This is a genomic window from Parabacteroides sp. merdae-related_45_40, from assembly GCF_001915675.1.
On sequence record NZ_MNQY01000048.1, the window covers coordinates 44,022 to 61,361 of the forward strand.

At 43.5% G+C, this 17,340-nt stretch carries 12 protein-coding genes; 7 read left to right on the forward strand and 5 right to left on the reverse strand.

Features of this window, described 5'->3' with window-relative positions:
- Nucleotides 1-158 precede the first annotated feature (158 nt).
- The 6 genes from BHV83_RS07560 to BHV83_RS07585 all read left to right on the forward strand — a co-directional run bounded on the left by BHV83_RS07560 (nucleotide 159) and on the right by BHV83_RS07585 (nucleotide 6,772).
- Nucleotides 159-782, forward strand: coding sequence for a master DNA invertase Mpi family serine-type recombinase (locus tag BHV83_RS07560; RefSeq protein ID WP_005647849.1), 624 nt, complete (start codon nucleotides 159-161; stop codon nucleotides 780-782).
- Nucleotides 783-1,473: 691 nt separating this feature from the next.
- Nucleotides 1,474-1,980 (forward strand): DUF4494 domain-containing protein, encoded by a 507-nt coding sequence (locus BHV83_RS07565; protein ID WP_005647850.1) that lies wholly within the window; start codon nucleotides 1,474-1,476, stop codon nucleotides 1,978-1,980.
- Complete coding sequence (locus tag BHV83_RS07570) at nucleotides 1,977-2,645, forward strand: YggS family pyridoxal phosphate-dependent enzyme (protein ID WP_005641057.1); 669 nt, start codon at nucleotides 1,977-1,979, stop codon at nucleotides 2,643-2,645. The genes BHV83_RS07565 and BHV83_RS07570 overlap by 4 nt, the downstream gene beginning before the upstream one ends.
- 85 nt (nucleotides 2,646-2,730) lie before the next feature.
- A complete protein-coding gene (locus BHV83_RS07575; protein ID WP_005641059.1) occupies nucleotides 2,731-3,708 on the forward strand; it encodes a dihydroorotate dehydrogenase-like protein in 978 nt (325 codons plus the stop codon).
- A 189-nt stretch (nucleotides 3,709-3,897) separates the two neighbouring features.
- Nucleotides 3,898-4,263, forward strand: a complete 366-nt coding sequence (locus BHV83_RS07580; protein WP_005641062.1) for a MarR family winged helix-turn-helix transcriptional regulator — start codon at nucleotides 3,898-3,900, stop codon at nucleotides 4,261-4,263.
- Nucleotides 4,264-4,327: 64 nt separating this feature from the next.
- Nucleotides 4,328-6,772, forward strand: coding sequence for an FAD-dependent oxidoreductase (locus BHV83_RS07585; RefSeq protein ID WP_286757202.1), 2,445 nt, complete (start codon nucleotides 4,328-4,330; stop codon nucleotides 6,770-6,772).
- A gap of 180 nt (nucleotides 6,773-6,952) precedes the next feature.
- On the opposite strand, the gene serS is transcribed toward BHV83_RS07585, so the two are convergent.
- The 5 genes from serS to BHV83_RS07610 all read right to left on the reverse strand — a co-directional run bounded on the left by serS (nucleotide 6,953) and on the right by BHV83_RS07610 (nucleotide 12,927).
- Nucleotides 6,953-8,227 carry a serine--tRNA ligase gene (gene serS, locus BHV83_RS07590; RefSeq protein ID WP_005641068.1) on the reverse strand — a complete coding sequence of 425 codons (1,275 nt, stop codon included), beginning with the start codon at nucleotides 8,225-8,227 and terminating at the stop codon, nucleotides 6,953-6,955.
- A 606-nt stretch (nucleotides 8,228-8,833) separates the two neighbouring features.
- Nucleotides 8,834-9,376, reverse strand: a complete 543-nt coding sequence (locus BHV83_RS07595) for a C40 family peptidase (RefSeq protein ID WP_005641070.1) — start codon at nucleotides 9,374-9,376, stop codon at nucleotides 8,834-8,836.
- A gap of 77 nt (nucleotides 9,377-9,453) precedes the next feature.
- The gene (rpmA, locus tag BHV83_RS07600; protein WP_005641071.1) at nucleotides 9,454-9,720 is read right to left on the reverse strand and encodes a 50S ribosomal protein L27; all 267 of its coding nucleotides are present in this window, start codon (nucleotides 9,718-9,720) and stop codon (nucleotides 9,454-9,456) included.
- Nucleotides 9,721-9,742: 22 nt separating this feature from the next.
- Entirely contained in the window at nucleotides 9,743-10,060 is a 318-nt protein-coding gene (gene rplU, locus BHV83_RS07605) for a 50S ribosomal protein L21 (protein ID WP_005641072.1), read from the reverse strand.
- Nucleotides 10,061-10,191: 131 nt separating this feature from the next.
- Entirely contained in the window at nucleotides 10,192-12,927 is a 2,736-nt protein-coding gene (locus tag BHV83_RS07610) for an alpha-L-rhamnosidase (RefSeq protein WP_055284787.1), read from the reverse strand.
- A gap of 1,071 nt (nucleotides 12,928-13,998) precedes the next feature.
- On the opposite strand from BHV83_RS07610, the gene BHV83_RS07615 reads away from it, so the two are divergent.
- Nucleotides 13,999-17,331: a SusC/RagA family TonB-linked outer membrane protein gene (locus BHV83_RS07615; RefSeq protein WP_122342677.1), complete on the forward strand. Its 3,333-nt coding sequence runs from the start codon at nucleotides 13,999-14,001 to the stop codon at nucleotides 17,329-17,331.
- The last annotated feature ends 9 nt before the right edge of the window (nucleotides 17,332-17,340 follow it).

Consider the following 17,340-nt stretch of genomic DNA (forward strand, 5'->3'; position numbering starts at 1 on the left):
CTTTCAGAGGCTGTTTCGTTTAAATTATTATATCCACCTTTGTAGAGGGAATGCACTCTTATAATCACACGACAATAAAAAAAGTTGGTAAATACTAATCCCCTCCTTCATTTCTATTTCTGAAGTATCTTTAGTTATTCATTTAATATTCAGATAGTATGATATACGGTTATGTAAGAGTCAGTACGGATAAACAAAGTACTGAAAATCAACGCTTCGAGATTGAAAACTATTCAAAAGCGAAAGGTTTCCGTATCGAACGTTGGGTAGACGAAACAATCAGCGGAACAACAAGTGTATCGGATCGCCAACTTGGCAGATTATTAAAACAAATTCGTAAAGGAGACACGCTTGTAACAACAGAACTATCAAGGCTTGGACGTAATTTGATGCAAGTCATGAGTTTCCTTCACCAATGTATGGAACGGGATATTATCGTCCTTACAGTCAAAGAACGCTATGAATTAGGGAATAATATCAATAGTAAAATTCTGGCCTTCGCCTTTAGCCTAAGTGCAGAAATCGAACGCAATCTGATTTCACAACGTACCCGCGAAGCACTTGCGCGTAAAAAAGCGGAAGGCACGAAACTCGGTCGTCCGAAAGGCAAAAAGACCATGCAAGTCAGGTTGTCCGGAAAAGAAAATGTCATCAAGAAAATGATCAATGAGAAATGCTCGATGAACGAAATCGCCGAAAAATTCGGAGTAAACCGCCAGACTCTGCGTGATTTCCTGCGGAACACATTCCCGGACTGGAGGAAATATAGATATATTAAGTAATCGGACCTTCATGGCCTTAATTGTCTGAATGTTAATCTATGTAACCTTAATAAATTGTTTTTGAGGTAATTTATTATCAGTCAATACGGCATGCCCGACGGGGCAAGATGATCTGCATACTAAATAATCCAATACCTCTGCACGCTGTACCACCAGCGTGCGGCAGGTTTTGTATGCTTTATTCTTTCCTCCGATAAAGTGAATATTTCCCTTTTCACCCAATTACGAGTTGCACATTTCCTTTCTAGCTCCCTTTATTTCAAAATCTTTATTGAATATTATACTACAAATTAGCTCCAGAAAAATAATTGTTTTACCTTTGACAGATACGTCGAATCTTATAAACAAGCAGTAGGGGGAAAACACATGTTGCCTTGAAATTGAAGAAACGATGGGTTTTGAAACGTAAAAGAGCCGGAATGTATGGGGAATTCCTACACTTCCGGCTCTGATATTTTAGAACTTTTGTCCTATTCCTCTCGAACCAGACAAAACAACCTATTACTAATCTAAAAATCTAATACCATGAAAAAACACACTACGCTTATATAACCGGAGCATGTGGCAAAAAGTTCACTACGGTCCAATAATTGACAAAGAAATCCGTTCCGGTTGTTTAATTCCCGAATAGCCGTTATATTTGTACCTTGGTTTGAAATAAAAATACAGACATTATAAAACATATAAATATATGCATAACTGGTTTGAATGCAAAGTCTCCTTCGAGAAGATCATGGAGAATGGAGCACAAAAGAAAGTGACGGAACCCTATTTGGTCGACGCCCTGTCGTTCACGGAAGCGGAAGCCCGCATCATCGAAGAAATCCGCCCCTTCGTATCCGGGGAATTTACTGTAACAGACATCAAACGCGCCCGTTTGTCAGAATTGTTCTTCAACGAAAATGGCGACCGTTTCTATAAGATCAAGGTTTACTTCATCACCCTCGATGAAAAAAGCGGAGCCGAAAAGAAAACAGCTGCACAGATGCTGGCACAGGCGTCTAACCTGAAAGATGCCATCGCCGTATTGGAAGACGGAATGAAGGGAACGCTTGCCGACTATACCATCGCCTCCGTTACAGAAACCCAACTGATGGATGTCTTTCCTTTTGACGCCAACAGTGTCCCTGCGGAAAAGAAATCAGAGGAAGAACTGATTGCCGAACAGAAAAAACAGGCGGAAACAAGAGAAGCATGAACATCACTGAAAATATAACAAGACTGAAAGCATCGCTGCCGGCAGGTGTCACGTTGGTAGCGGTCTCCAAGTTCCATCCCGTCGAGGCATTGCAGGAAGCCTACAATGCGGGACAACGTGTATTTGGTGAAAGCAGGGCCCAAGAATTGACAGCTAAACAAAAAGTATTGCCCAGTGACATCGAATGGCATTTTATCGGCCCATTGCAAAGCAACAAGGTAAAAGACATTGCCCCGTTCATCCACACGATACACAGTATCGACTCGTTAAAACTTTTGCAGGAAGTCAACAAGCAAGCGGCTAAACATGATCGTATCATCCGTGTCCTGTTGGAGATACATATCGCGCAAGAAGAAGCCAAGCACGGCTTCAGTCCTGACGAATGCCGTGAACTGCTATACAATCTGTTGCCCGAAGCCCTTCCCTACATCCGGATATGCGGACTGATGGGGATGGCGACCAACACCGACGACACATCTCTGATCAAAAATGAGTTTCATAATATCCATGAACTTTTCACTGAACTGAAAAACTCGGTATTCAAGGGTGACGAATATTTTTGCGAATTATCAATGGGAATGAGCCACGACTATCCGATCGCCATCCGCGAAGGTAGTACGATGATACGCATAGGAACCAGCATTTTCGGAGAACGGGAATATTGAGTTTTAACCATTTTAAAGAGCAAGAACAGATAAGGTAGAAAATAATTCTCTATTTTTGTAATCGTTGAACATAATTGAATCTGACATGATTGACATTAAAACACAATATGCGGGACTGACACTCCGTAACCCGCTTATCGTCGGAAGTTCCGGTTTGACAAACAACGCGGAACGAAACAAGGAATTTGAAAAAGCCGGTGCAGGTGCGATCGTACTGAAATCACTCTTCGAAGAGCAGATTGAAATGCAAAGCGATATACTGATGCAGGATTCGGACTATCCCGAAGCAGCCGATTACATACGCGGTTATGTAAAGGCGAATCAGATAAACGATTATCTGGAACTGATCCAGAAGACGAAAGAATTATGCACCATTCCGGTTATCGCAAGTATCAACTGCTATAAATCGGATGCATGGATCGAATTTGCCCGCCAGATCGAATTAGCAGGTGCTGATGCCTTGGAACTAAACGTGTTCTTCTTGGAAACAGACCTCACATACAACAGTGAAAACATGCGTGACTTGTATGTCAGCATTATCCGTAAAGTGAAAGAAACTGTTTCGATCCCTGTCATGATCAAGATGAGCAAAATGGTCGGTAATATTCCAGCTGTAGCCCATACGCTGACAGTTAACGGGGCGGACGGAATCGTCCTCTTCAACCGTTTTTACCAACCGGATATCGACATCAACAATATGCAAATTGTCTCAGGTAACGTTTTCAGTAACCATTCCGACCTGAGTGACACGCTTCGCTGGACAGCAATCGTTTCAGGTAAGATACCCGGAATCAGCATCGCTTCCTCTACTGGAGTGCACGATTGGGAAGATGTCATCAAATGCTTGCTTGCAGGAGCCGACGCCATACAGATGTGTAGCGCCGTCTATACACATGGAGCAGAAATTATCTCACAGGTGCTTACCTGTATTGAAGAATGGATGCACCAAGCGCATTATCAGTCGCTTGACCAGTTTAAAGGCAAACTAAACTATGCCAACATCTCCAATCCTGCGATGTATGAACGCTCGCAGTTCATGAAATATTTCTCCAACAGAGATTAAACAAACAAGACTCTGTCTCATCCGGCAAAAAATTATTTCAAAAGGATGCATGCTTTCAGATAATAGCATGCATCCTTTTATTCCACAAAACACACTCTCTTTTTATCACCAGACAAAATATTTTCCACTAAACATTATTTATATTGAAAATATTATATATCTTTGTACCCATCAACAACATATAAGAATATGGAATCAATTTGTGCAATCAAAGATATATACAAAGCTTTATACCAGTTCGAGAAAACCTTTGCGGAGGTACACGATATTACGATCAATGAGGCCATGTTACTCTGCTGCCTGAAAGACGGAGAAACGAAATCCGCAGGTATGATCTGCGAATATATAGGTCTGTCCAACTCACGCGTTTCGAAAGTGATCACAGCCGTAGAGAATAAAGGTTATATCCGCCGCAACATCAACAAAAACGACAAACGGCAGATGTGCTTCTCCCTCACTCCTGGCGGAAAAGAAAAAATACAGCAGATGATGAATGCAGAACTGTGTTTCGACGGATTGTTTGAGAAACTGAAAACTTGTATGGAAAAAGGTTGAACCTTTTTTTATCCAAATATTTTCCATTAACAAATATGTATAATACAAATAATATTTTTACAACATGAACTACCTGATTATAGGAGGAGTAGCCGGAGGAGCTACCGTTGCAGCACGTCTGCGCAGAATGGATGAAAAAGCCAATATCATCTTGTTCGAACGAGGAAAATATGTATCGTATGCAAACTGTGGCCTACCTTATTATATCGGTGACACGATCAACAACCGAGAAAAGCTGTTCGTACAGACAGCAAAAGGTTTCACAGACCGTTTCCGGATTGACATTCGCACGGAACAGGAGGTAACCGCTATCCGTCCGGATAAAAAAGAAGTGGAAATCAAGAACCTATCCACAGGCGAGACATACACCGAAACATACGACAAACTGGTACTTTCACCGGGAGCCGAACCGCTCCGGCCTGGTATTGAAGGGATCGGAAGCAAGAAGATATTCACGCTCCGCAATGTGCCGGACACCGATACGATCAAGAATTATGTCAATACCGAAAATCCGAAACGTGCTATTGTTGTGGGTGGAGGCTTTATCGGACTGGAAATGGCGGAAAATCTGCACGACTTAGGTATCCAGGTCGACGTAGTGGAAATGGCCAACCAAGTGATGGCTCCTTTGGACTTCTCGATGGCAGCAATCGTGCACCGGCAACTGACCGATAAGGGAGTCGGACTGCACTTAGAAGATGGTGTCAGCCGCTTTGAAGAAAAAGACGGTGGTGTGACCGTACACCTCCGCAGCGGCAAACAGATCGCTACCGACATGGTTTTGCTGAGCATCGGGGTACGCCCGGAAACCAAACTGGCAAAAGATGCGGGACTCGCCATCGGAGAACGGGGCGGCATCGCCGTAAACGATTATATGCAAACTTCCGATGCCGATATATATGCCCTCGGCGACGCAGTCGAAGTACGCCATCTCGTAACCGGACAGCCGGCCCTTATTCCGCTGGCAGGGCCGGTAAACAAGCAGGGACGCATCGTGGCAGACAATATCGTATTCGGCAACAAAAAGAAATATCCGGGATCAATCGGAACTTCCATTGCGAAAGTATTCGACCTGACAGTTGCCGCAGCCGGTGCGAATGCAAAGTTATTACAACAGAACAATATACCCTATATCTCTTCCTACACACATGGGGCCTCTCATGCCGGATATTATCCGGGAGCCGTTCCCCTGTCCATCAAAATATTGTTCGCTCCGGAAAACGGGAAATTGTTAGGCGCCCAGATTGTCGGCTTCAACGGTGTAGACAAACGTATCGAGATGCTGGCACAAGTGATACAGCGAGGCGGTACAGTCCACGACCTGGCGGAATTGGAACATGCCTATGCACCTCCCTATTCGTCAGCTAAAGATCCCGTGAATATGGCCGGATTCGTTGCAGAAAATATTTTGAACAAAAAGTCCCAGATCATCCAATGGCGCGAGCTCGCAGAACTTCCGGCCGATACGATTCGAATCGATGTCCGTACACACGACGAATATAAATTAGGCACGATTCCCGGATTTATAAACATACCGGTAGATGAATTGCGAGAACATTTAGACGAACTGCCAAAGGAGAAACCGATCGTCGTAACCTGTGCAGTCGGACTGCGTGGTTACCTGGCCTATCGCATCTTGGTACAAAATGGCTTCAAGCATGTGCGCAACCTATCCGGAGGATACAAAACATGGAGCGTAGCGACCGCACCGATAAAAGAGATCGTTTCCCACAAGCCGGAAATACCGGAAAGCACAAGCTATGGAAACTCCGATTCCCAGATCAATCTGTTGAAAGTAGATGCTTGCGGACTGATGTGTCCCGGACCTGTGATGCAATTGAAAAAGAACTACGAGGCGTTGAAGATCGGCGAACAACTTCAGATAACTGCCACCGACCAGGCTTTCGGCAAGGATGTCACTTCCTGGTGCAAGATGACAGGTGCAGAGCTGGTTGCGTTGGAAAACAAAAACGGGGTGGTCGCCGCCACCATCCGCAAACAGGAGAAAACAGCTTCCTGCGAGATTTCTCGAAACAATGCCGACAACAAGACACTGATCGTCTTCAGCGACGACCTGGACAAGGCGTTAGCTTCCTTTGTCATTGCCAATGGAGCGGCTTCGACCGGCAAGAAAGTAACCATGTTTTTTACTTTTTGGGGACTGAATGTGATCAAGAAACAGCATAAACCAACAGTCACCAAAGATATTTTCGGCAAGATGTTCGGCTGGATGCTTCCGACACACAGTGGCAAACTCAAACTGTCTAAAATGAACATGGGAGGTGCCGGTAGCTGGATGATGCGCCTCATCATGAAGCGAAAGCGAATCGACAGCCTGGAAAGCCTGATCCAACAAGCCATAGACAATGGCGTGGAAATGATTGCCTGCACCATGAGCATGGATGTCATGGGCGTGCAAAAAGAAGAACTGATGGACAATGTTACACTGGGCGGCGTGGCTTCTTATCTCGAACGGGCAGAAGAGGCGAATGTAAATCTGTTCATCTGATTTGGTACAATTCCTTATCTATCAAAACACCGATGTTTTGATTGCAAAGCATATATGTTTTAAAATCGAATCACCGGTGTTTTGAAAATAGATGCTTGTCGCTACCAAAAACGGTCGACATCCGTTGTCAAACAGATGCCGACCGTTTTTTTTACCACCCTATAGTTTTTCTATACTTATTTACTTAATCATATCAAATCCCGTATACGGAACCAACGCCTTCGGAATGCGGATGCCTTCGGGAGTCTGGTTGTTTTCGAGCAAGGCTGCGACGATACGCGGCAAAGCCAATGCGCTACCATTCAACGTATGGCAGAGCTGTGTCTTTTTATTCTCGTCACGATAACGGCATTTCAGACGGTTTGCCTGGTAATTATCGAAGTTAGAAACCGAACTTACTTCCAACCAGCGCTTTTGGGCTTCTGAATAAACTTCAAAATCAAAACAAAGGGCAGCCGTGAAACTCATATCGCCACCACAAAGACGTAAGATACGATACGGAAGTTCCAATTTCTGGAGCAGGCCTTCTACGTGATCCAACATTTCTTGATGAGACTGTTTGGAGTGTTCCGGTTTATCAATGCGAACCAATTCCACTTTAGAGAACTCATGCAAACGGTTCAGTCCGCGCACATCTTTTCCATAAGAGCCGGCTTCGCGACGGAAACATTGCGTATAGGCGCAGTTCTTGATCGGCAACTGCTTTTCATCGAGGATAACATCACGGTAGATATTAGTAACCGGGACTTCGGCTGTCGGGATCAGATAAAGATCATCCACTTCGCAATGATACATCTGCCCTTCCTTGTCAGGCAACTGGCCCGTACCATAACCGGAAGCAGCATTCACAACTGTCGGCGGCATGATTTCCGTATAACCGGATTTACGGGCTTCATCCAGGAAGAAGTTAATCAGCGCACGCTGCAACTGCGCACCTTGTCCCTTGTAAACCGGGAAACCGGCACCCGTGATCTTCACTCCCAAGTCAAAATCGATCAGGTCATATTTCTTTGCCAATTCCCAATGGGGCAGTGCGTCTTTCGGCAGTTCCGTTTCCATACCGCCCATCTTTTCAACCTTATTATCGTCAGCTCCCACACCTTCGGGCACTTCGTCGTAAGGAACATTCGGGATTGTATAGAGCAAGTTCTGCATATCTTCGGCCGCCTGATCCATTTCGGCCTGGATAGCCTTGTTGACTTCCTTGATCTCAGCAACACGTTGCTTAGCAATTTCGGCTTCCTCTTTTTTACCTTCTTTCATCAGCATGCCGATGGTTTTCGAAGTCTGGTTCACCTCTGCCAGATTTTTATCTAATTGATTTTGCGCACCACGTCTTTTATCGTTCAATTCGATCACTTTTGCAATGCTTTCCTGTGCACCTTTAAAGTGTTTCTTTTCCAGACCGCGAATCACCCGATCTGTTTCTTCCGTAATTACTTTAAGCGTCAACATACTTTAATGATGTTTTTTTATTTGAGTTGCAAAGATAATCAAGATTTATGATTTATGATTTATCATCGACGCATAAACAGGGCAACCGCATCAAAATTTTCCAAGATAGTGATTAACATGCAAAGTTTTCTGCAAATCATCTATCACTCTATCACTACAGAGGTTGTATCTGTTGATATTCAATCGTTACAGGTAATGATACAGGACGTTTTCCTCTATCACTCTTCTATCACTCCTAAAACATGGTATTTTTATCATATAACTGAAAATCAACCCATTGATATCTTTTTCCTTTCAAAAAGCATATAGAACAATTGAACAAACAAATGTAAAAACAGGTACAATAGATATTAAATTGGCGAAATACGGTTCTTCGTTCCACAAAAGCCCTCTCTTTTTTCGGCAGAAACAAGCACATAATTCCGTAAACACCCCCATGTTGCCATTCTTTACATCCGGGTGTAGGGAGCCGGTACATCCGGGTGTAAAAGGGGGCAACAAGGGGATGTCCGGCAACTAAAGTGCCTTGCCGGACAATAAAAACCACCCGGTTTCATCTATTTTATAGTCGTCTTTACATAAAATAATCGAGTGATTCACAGGAAATCACAAATTCTTCACCCGGCCACCGGTAAGCCATGTCCGGACATAGTAAGGTTCACTCAGGCTACTGACGATCACACCGTTCGATGTGCTGGTATGGATAAACTTACCATTTTTCAGATAGATCCCGACATGGTTAGGCACTTTCTTCCTTCCTTTGCCCGTCCGGAAAAAGACCAGATCACCTTCCTTCAGGTTGGCACGGCTGACTTTCTTGCAATTATGCTTCAGCATATCAGCCGAAGAACGTGCCAACTGCTTTCCATAGACTTCACGAAAAACAATCGCCACAAAACCGGAGCAATCCACTCCTTTCTTTGTCAATCCACCCATCCGATGAGGGACGCCAAGCCATCTGGCTCCTTCATTGTATAAAAATATATTATCGTTCGGAGTCAGGCGGACACCATAGAGACGGGAAAGCTCCTTCGGTCCCTTGAAATCAGAAGGTAAAACTACACATTGTTTTTTACTGCCACACGATGTTAGAGCCAGAAAAAACAACAGTATTCCGATATAAAGTATGATAAAATTCCTACGAGTCATGATGTTGACAAAGATACAAAAAAAGGATATCCGCCAAGCGAATATCCTTTTTCTTATTTTCTATATAAAACCAATACTTATGCTTCTGCTACCACTTTTTTTACAGAAACGAAAGAACGGTTTTCCTTGCCTCTACGGAAAGTTACCACGCCATCAACCAATGCATACAACGTATGATCTTTACCGATACCAACGTTCTCACCCGGATGATGAACTGTTCCTCTCTGACGAACGATGATGTTGCCAGCTTTAGCAACTTCGCCACCGAAAAGCTTAACACCTAATCTCTTACTTTGTGATTCACGGCCGTTCTTAGAACTACCTACACCTTTCTTATGTGCCATTTCTTCTTTTCTCCTTTAAACGTTAAGCAACAATTTCTTTTACACTCACTTCAGTGAACTGCTGACGGTGACCGTTCAACTTACGATAACCTTTTCTTCTCTTCTTATGGAAGATCAGCACTTTATCACCTTTCACCAGCGGAGACAGCACTTCACATACTACCTTTGCGCCTTCTACGGTAGGAACACCTACTTTAACTTCACCATTGTTGTCAACTAACAACACTTTTTCAAATTCCACAACAGCACCGCTTTCAGCGTTCTGAATGTGATGAACGAACAACTTCTTTCCTTCTTCAGCCTTGAACTGCTGTCCGTTAATTTCTACGATTACGTACATCTGTCTTTTTTATATTTAAACAGGTTATGTCCCGGAGGTGGATACACTTCTAAGCATCACTTGTTTACCTCCTGCAGAATTCAGAGTGCAAAATTACGGTTTCTTGATATATCATCCAAATCTTTTCGAAACTATTTTCCAAAATGATAGCTTCCCGAACCGATCTCGACTTCCATATATCCTTCCGTTGCCGAAACTCTGCGCACACCCGGCAAGTTACCGACCGTCACATTGTATTTCTTCGGAATCCGGACGATCGCCGACGTATTGCCCGGCAAAGTGATATCCCAGCTAAAGTCGCCTCCCTTCTTAGTCCATGCGCTCTTGATCTCTCCATAGACCGAACCGTACGAGGCGGAAACTTCGTCAAGGCCATCGGGGAAAACAGGTTCCATCACCAGTTTCTTGAAACCGACTGCATCGGGAGCGCATTTGATGCCGGCCAGGTCTTCGTAGTACCAGATCAGCAGGTCACCAAGCAACATCACATGGTTGGCGGAGTTCATGGCCGGATCAGCCGTATCGCCGTTCCAAAGTTCCCAGATGGTTGTCGCACCGTTCTTAATCATATATCCCCAACTCGGATAAGTCTCGTTCGTCAGGATCTTATAGGCCATATCGACCCGCCCGTACTCGGTCAGTCCGCGCATCAGATGCTGGATTCCCAAGACTCCGGTACTTACATGTCCGTTAAAATCCTCCTCTGTCTTTTTCACAATATTACTGAAAACTTTCCCTTCATATCCTTCCGGCACAAGTCCGAGACGCAATGAGAGAATGTTGGCCGTAACCGTATTATTGCCATACTCCGCCGTTTCCTTATTAAAGAATTTGGCATTATAAGCCGCCTTTATTTTAGCGGCCAAGGATTCGTAGCCGGAGATATCGGCATCCTGTCCGCAGATACGGGCGAAACCGATCATCTTGTTCAGCAAATCATAATAGACAGTCGTGCTGAGAATAGCGCCGTCCGTCTTGCGGGCAGGATCCTTGGAATGGATCAGTTCTTGCGATTCGGGAGGCATGCACCAGTCGCCATACTGGTCTTTCGTCATGATATAGTCCTTCATGGTCGCCTCTTCCATATGCGCCATCCAGCGTTTCATGGCCGGATAATGGGCACGGATCGCGCTGTCGTCGCCGAACTGGCGGTACAGCATATCCGCCACATAGAAGAAGGCGGACGGCCAGGTCACATCATCGGCATAGATCGTCCAGTAATTCGGGGAGACATCCGAGATGCTTCCTTCCGGGCTCATGGAGTCCTCGATATCCTGCAACCATTTGTTATACAGCTGGGCATTATTGAAAATAAAGGCTTCGCCGTAAGCGCCTGTCGCACGGTCGCCCAACCAGCCGAGACGTTCGTCACGTTGCGGGCAGTCGGTCGGCATCCCGCGATAATTACTACGGATTCCCCAATAAGAGTTCTTATGGATCTGGTTGACCAGCGGGTTGGATGTTTCAAAACGCCCGGTTGTCGCCATCTCGTCATAAATGACATGTCCGGTAAACGCGGACAGTTCCGGTTTATAATCGAGTCCCGAAACTTCCACAAAACGGAAACCATGATAAACGAAACGGGGTTGCCAACTAAAATCACCGTCTTCAGCCGGAGTATAAATGTCGGTCACCTGCGCAGTACGCAGATTGGCCAGATAGAGCGAGCCGTCTTTCTGCAACAATTCGGCAAACTTCATCGATATGGGTTTGCCCTTCTTTCCTTTCAGGTTAACAGAGAGCCAACCGACCATGTTCTGCCCCATGTCCAGGATATACTTTCCATCGGGACGATCAAAAACGGCTACCGGCTTCAACGTTTCCTGTACGCGGATATTCGGGTTCTGCTGTGCTGTCAGTTTGCCCGCAGGAGCCTCCATCACATCGGGAGTTTTCCATGCGCCGTCGTCGAAACCGTTCGTGTTCCAACCTTCCATCTCGAGGCGGGCATCATATTCTTCGCCATCAAACTCGTTATTTGCGACGATCGGTCCTTTCGAGGTGATTTTCCAAGACGTATCACTGACGACCGTCGCCTGCGACCCGTCTGCATATTCGATCCGAAGTTGCGCAAGCAAACGAGGCAAGCCGAATGTTTTCATTCCCGGATTACGCATAGAGAAGAAACGGCCGTTCCCCAAAATCACTCCCAATGTATTCTTGTCGGAAGCCATCAAAGCTGTCACATCATATACATTATAATATATACGTTTATAATACAGGGACGGCATCGGGGCAAACACGTCCTCGCTGACTTTCTTTCCGTTCAGGTAAGCCTCATACGAGCCAAGGCCGGAAATATACAAGACGGCTCTTTCCACCGCCCTATCCGTCGTAAACTCTTTACGCAGATATCGGGCGGCCAAGCGTGTTTTATTGTTTCCGCCGGCCACTCCTACCTCCTCACCCGGATTGGAGAGGGAATCTTCGCCGATCCAGGTCGCTTTCCATTCCGAATCATCGAGCAAGGCCATTGACCAGCTGCCGGCATCGCTCCAGGGAGTATCCCCCTGGTTGGTCGTCAATTTCACACGCCAATAGTAAGGTTTTCCCGATTCCAGGGCTTTCCCGGCATACGGAACCAGTACCGACTCGTCCGAACGGACCACACCCGAATCCCACAAAAGTCCGTCACCGGATTCCAATTGTTCAGGAGAAGCGGCCACCTGTATCTGATAGGCCGTCTGTTTCAAGTCCGGTTTGCCGGAAGCAATCTGCCAGGAAAAGCGGGGTTGCGTCACATTGATTCCCAATGGATTTTCTTTCATCTCCAACCGGAGGTTCTTCACTTCGACGGTCGAATCGGACGAACATCCCGCCCATCCTAAGACCAAAGCGACCAGAAGCAATAAAGCTGTCTTTTTCATATCGTTGCGATTTAATCTGTTAATAGCATGACTTTGTTTTCAAAGGAAACGATTTCTTCACAGACACCATTTCTAAAAATGATTTTATATCTTATGATTTTGATAAAAACACTACAAGCCACTCCCAACAACATCTAAAGAGAAACTATGATTACATGATGGTTATTTTGCAAAATCTTTATAGAGATGATTTTACACTTGATGGGTTTTCGGTGTGATTTCCCTGTATTGCATCAGTATCTTTCAATACTTTTCCCTAAACTCCCCTCAGGCTTATATCTACAAGAGTTTCATAAACCTCTAATTTCTTTCTGTCCAAATAAATTTTAGCCAAACAGAAATACCTAATGAGTGAGACCAGATTCTTCTATTCTGAAAAAACTCTTACCATAGTTCTTGGAGAACTGAGTACAATTAGGAGAGGGTAAAAGAGATTATTATATTGTTGGTTCAATAGAAAATCAGAGAGAAAAACTGATCTTGCTAAAATTGCGATCAAATATCACATTTCTTTAATAAGGATTTGGTTCTTCGTCAATTTAGAGGTAACGCCCAACAATCAAAGTTCAATATATGAAGAGGTTTAAATGAATTTTGAAAACAGAAAATGACATGTTTCTTCATGTAGCCGAATAGCAGAATATAAGTAAATTAAGGGTTCCTAAATTGATAAAGAACCAAAAACTGTTATATAAATTGCCCGTTGAGGTGGCAAGAACTGATTTTCTGCAAAACCAAAATCTTGATTGTTTATTTACTGTTAAATATATTAATCTTAATAATATTTATTTTTATGTTCATGTTTTTTGTTTAACTTTACAGCCGATATAAGATACTATAACAAGGAAAGATCATCTTGTATTGAAATATTTAGATGTGTTTTTGATAAATATTTATTTATAATACTTTTGCATTATATAATTGTACTCAGTTCTCCAAGAACTACGGCAAGATTTTTTTAATTAAAACAAAAAGGCCTATGATATAAAATGTGTTTTTAAAAATTCCGATATCAAGTTTTCACTTGGTATATAATTTATTTAGTTAACAATTAAAGCAATACATGAAAAGATGCAAAAACAGAATTGTAATCTTCCAATAGGAAGAAAGAACTCGTTGTCTCGAGTTTCGAAAGTAACTTGTGGGTTACTTTTTTGTTTGACTACCTGTGCTTTTGCGGTGGATGGTAAAGTCAATATGGGGAGCAATGGCGTAGATGACAAAAAAGTAGTTCCCTTGGTCGGCACAACCAAAACCAAATTGGACGGTGTAAATCAAGAAGGTTTCAAAGTAAAAGGACAGGTTTCAGATAATGTCGGTCCGTTACCAGGAGTGAATGTCATGGTCAAAGGAACCATGACAGGAGTAATAACCGACATGGACGGCAATTTTGAAATCGTAGCTCCTTATTCGAAAGCAACTTTAGTCTTTTCGTATGTGGGATATCAACCCAAAGAAGTTTCACTGAAAGGAGAACGAATTGTAAATGTCAAAATGGTTGAAGATGCCAAGGCATTGGAAGAAGTCGTTGTTGTAGGATATACAACACAACGGAAAGCAACTATCACTGGATCTGTAGCAACGATTACCACAAAAGATTTGAAACAAAGTCCGACAGCTAATTTAACAAATGCCTTGGCCGGACGTATGCCGGGTCTGATGGCAAATCAATTCAGTGGAGGCGAGCCGGGTGTCGATGGAGCAGACTTGCGCATCCGCGGAGCCTCTACATATGGAGACCAGACACCGATCTTCATCATTGACGGTGTGGAACGCGATGATATGGCTTATTTAGCACCAGAAGAAATTGAAACATTTACTATTTTGAAAGACGCTTCAGCAACGGCTGCATATGGAATTCGTGGAGCAAACGGTGTAGTCGTAATCACAACTAAGCGTGGACAAGCGTCCGAAAAACCATCCGTGAGTTTCAAAGCATCAGTCGGAACAAACTCTCCTGCTAAGTTCCCTGAATATTTAGGTTCAGCTCAATATGCTGAACTTTACAACGAAGCTCGCATGAATATGGGGGTAGATCCATCTTCTCCAGATCTATTCTCTACAAATGTTATCGAAGATTTCAAAAATGGGAAAGGATATAATTGGGATTATTTTGATTATGCTTTCAAACCAGGTATTCAGCAGGATTATAGTTTGTCTGTCCGAGGCGGCTCCGAACGCGCCCGTTACTATGTAATGGCAAATTATTATAAGCAAGACGGTAACTACAAACATACGGACATGGCGGATTATAGCACACAAGCTGTATTTCAGCGTTATAATTTTCGTGCGAATGTAGATGTGGATATTACAAAGAACTTTTATGTTAAGGTCGACTTGGGTGCACGCATTACCGACCGTAATGCCCCAGGTACAACCGCTAGCCGGGTAGTGTCTATTGCAAATACGCAACCACCTCATTTACCTATTACACTACAAGACAATGGTAATGCGGCCAATGAAACGTATGCCTTAAACAATCCGAAAGGTATGCTCTATGGTGACCAGCAACATCGTTACAATATCTTAGGTGAATTAAGCCGTACCGGATATTTGAATGAGAAAAAAACGTTTTTGAATGGAACGTTTTCAATCGGTCACAAATTGGATTTCATTACAAAAGGATTAAAAGTTGAAGGTAGTATCTCGTATGACGCAAAAGAAGGTCGTTGGATACGGCGTGTGCTGGAAACACGTCAAGATGGTTATGCGAACTATGGTAGATATGCTACTTTCCAACCGGATGAAAGCGTATATGGCTCTTATTATTTGCATTCTACGGAACCTTATGCAGGAGCTTATCGCTTAGGTAACCCTTGGTATAGTACAGACGAAACGATTAGTAATGGTTTTAGTCACAATGCCGCGGAAAACAAAACTTACTATCAATTAAAATTGGACTATCAACGTGAGTTCGATCGACACAATGTTTCCGCTATGGTACTATTCAACCGCTCATCACGAGCCTATGATAATCGAGTAGAATATCGGTATCAAGGTATTAGTGGGCGCGCAACGTATGCATATGACAACAAGTATTTGACTGAATTCAATATTGGCTACAACGGATCTGAAAATTTTGCTCCGGGTAATCGATACGGTGTGTTCCCGGCAGGATCTATCGGTTGGGTGATTTCTCGAGAAGCATTCATGAAAGGAACTGAGAAGTGGTTGGATAATTTAAAGTTGAGAGCCTCTTTCGGTCTTGTAGGAAGCGATAAAATTTCAGATAATAACGATGATCGTTTTGCCTACCTTCAATTCTTCCAAGGAGGTGATGGCTACAGTTTCGGCTTTAATGAGTTTGGCTCTGGATACGATGGGCTGAAAGAAGGGAACTTCGCCAACCCCAATTTAACTTGGGAAAAAGCTCGTAAAACGAATGTCGGTTTCGATGCGACCCTATTCAATGGGAAGTTAACTATTGCTGCCGACTACTTTAGAGAACATCGATACGATATTATCACAACACTAAGCGATGGCGACAAGATGGGATATCCAGACATAGTAGGAAAAGACGCTCCATTTGTAAACTCTGGAATTGTGGACAATCAGGGTATTGATTTCGAGTTAGGTTGGAACTCCACAATCGGTAAAGATTTCCGTTATTATATCAAACCCAATTTCACATTCGCCCGTAATAAGATCAAATTCATGAATGAAGTTGATTATGGAAATGAATATCGCCAAAAAACCGGCCGGCGATTAGGAGAACATTTTGTATATGTAGTCGATCACTTTGTATATGATCAAGCAGAAGCGGATAAATTGAATGCAATGAATGACGGTCGTGGTTTCCAGCCTTGGGGCGAATTACATCCGGGTGATGTCGTATATAAAGATTTGAATCAAGACGGTAAAATCGATGACTATGGCGACCGAACACATATGGGATTTCCACGTACACCGGAAATACAATTTGGTATTCCTTTTGGAATACAATATAAAGGCTTCGACATCAGCGTAATGTTTCAAGGCTCTTTAAACTCCAGCATATTGTTGAATGGAGCCGCAGTTTGGGATTTTCCATCCTACGAACAAGATCAATATGGTAAAGTGAAACACATGCACTTGAACCGTTGGACAGAAGCTACAAAAGATGTGGCAACTTACCCACGCTTAACATACGGAGCTTATGAAAACAACAAAAATGGGAACAGCAGTTTATTCTTGTACAATGCAAATTATATCCGGTTGAAAAACTTAGAAGTGGGGTATTCGTTACCCAAAAACATAATTCGTTTTGCAGGTTTGCAAAATGTACGCTTTTATGTACAAGGTTTAAACTTACTAACATTCGACAGTTTGGATGATGTCGACATGGATCCTGAAACGAAAGAAGGCTCCGGTGACTGGTATCCGATCCAGAGAGTCTATAATTTTGGTGTCGAAATTACATATTAATTATTTAAA

Bases quoted from the DNA above. Each gene is read 5' to 3' on its own strand.
- BHV83_RS07575 (WP_005641059.1), top strand. From the start codon at position 2,731: ATGATTGACATTAAAACACAATATGCGGGACTGACACTCCGTAACCCG.
- BHV83_RS07585 (WP_286757202.1), top strand. From the start codon at position 4,328: ATGAACTACCTGATTATAGGAGGAGTAGCCGGAGGAGCTACCGTTGCA.
- BHV83_RS07610 (WP_055284787.1), bottom strand. From the start codon at position 12,927: ATGAAAAAGACAGCTTTATTGCTTCTGGTCGCTTTGGTCTTAGGATGG.
- serS (WP_005641068.1), bottom strand. From the start codon at position 8,227: ATGTTGACGCTTAAAGTAATTACGGAAGAAACAGATCGGGTGATTCGC.
- BHV83_RS07615 (WP_122342677.1), top strand. From the start codon at position 13,999: ATGCAAAAACAGAATTGTAATCTTCCAATAGGAAGAAAGAACTCGTTG.
- rpmA (WP_005641071.1), bottom strand. From the start codon at position 9,720: ATGGCACATAAGAAAGGTGTAGGTAGTTCTAAGAACGGCCGTGAATCA.
- BHV83_RS07565 (WP_005647850.1), top strand. From the start codon at position 1,474: ATGCATAACTGGTTTGAATGCAAAGTCTCCTTCGAGAAGATCATGGAG.
- rplU (WP_005641072.1), bottom strand. From the start codon at position 10,060: ATGTACGTAATCGTAGAAATTAACGGACAGCAGTTCAAGGCTGAAGAA.
- BHV83_RS07595 (WP_005641070.1), bottom strand. From the start codon at position 9,376: ATGACTCGTAGGAATTTTATCATACTTTATATCGGAATACTGTTGTTT.
- BHV83_RS07580 (WP_005641062.1), top strand. From the start codon at position 3,898: ATGGAATCAATTTGTGCAATCAAAGATATATACAAAGCTTTATACCAG.
- BHV83_RS07560 (WP_005647849.1), top strand. From the start codon at position 159: ATGATATACGGTTATGTAAGAGTCAGTACGGATAAACAAAGTACTGAA.
- BHV83_RS07570 (WP_005641057.1), top strand. From the start codon at position 1,977: ATGAACATCACTGAAAATATAACAAGACTGAAAGCATCGCTGCCGGCA.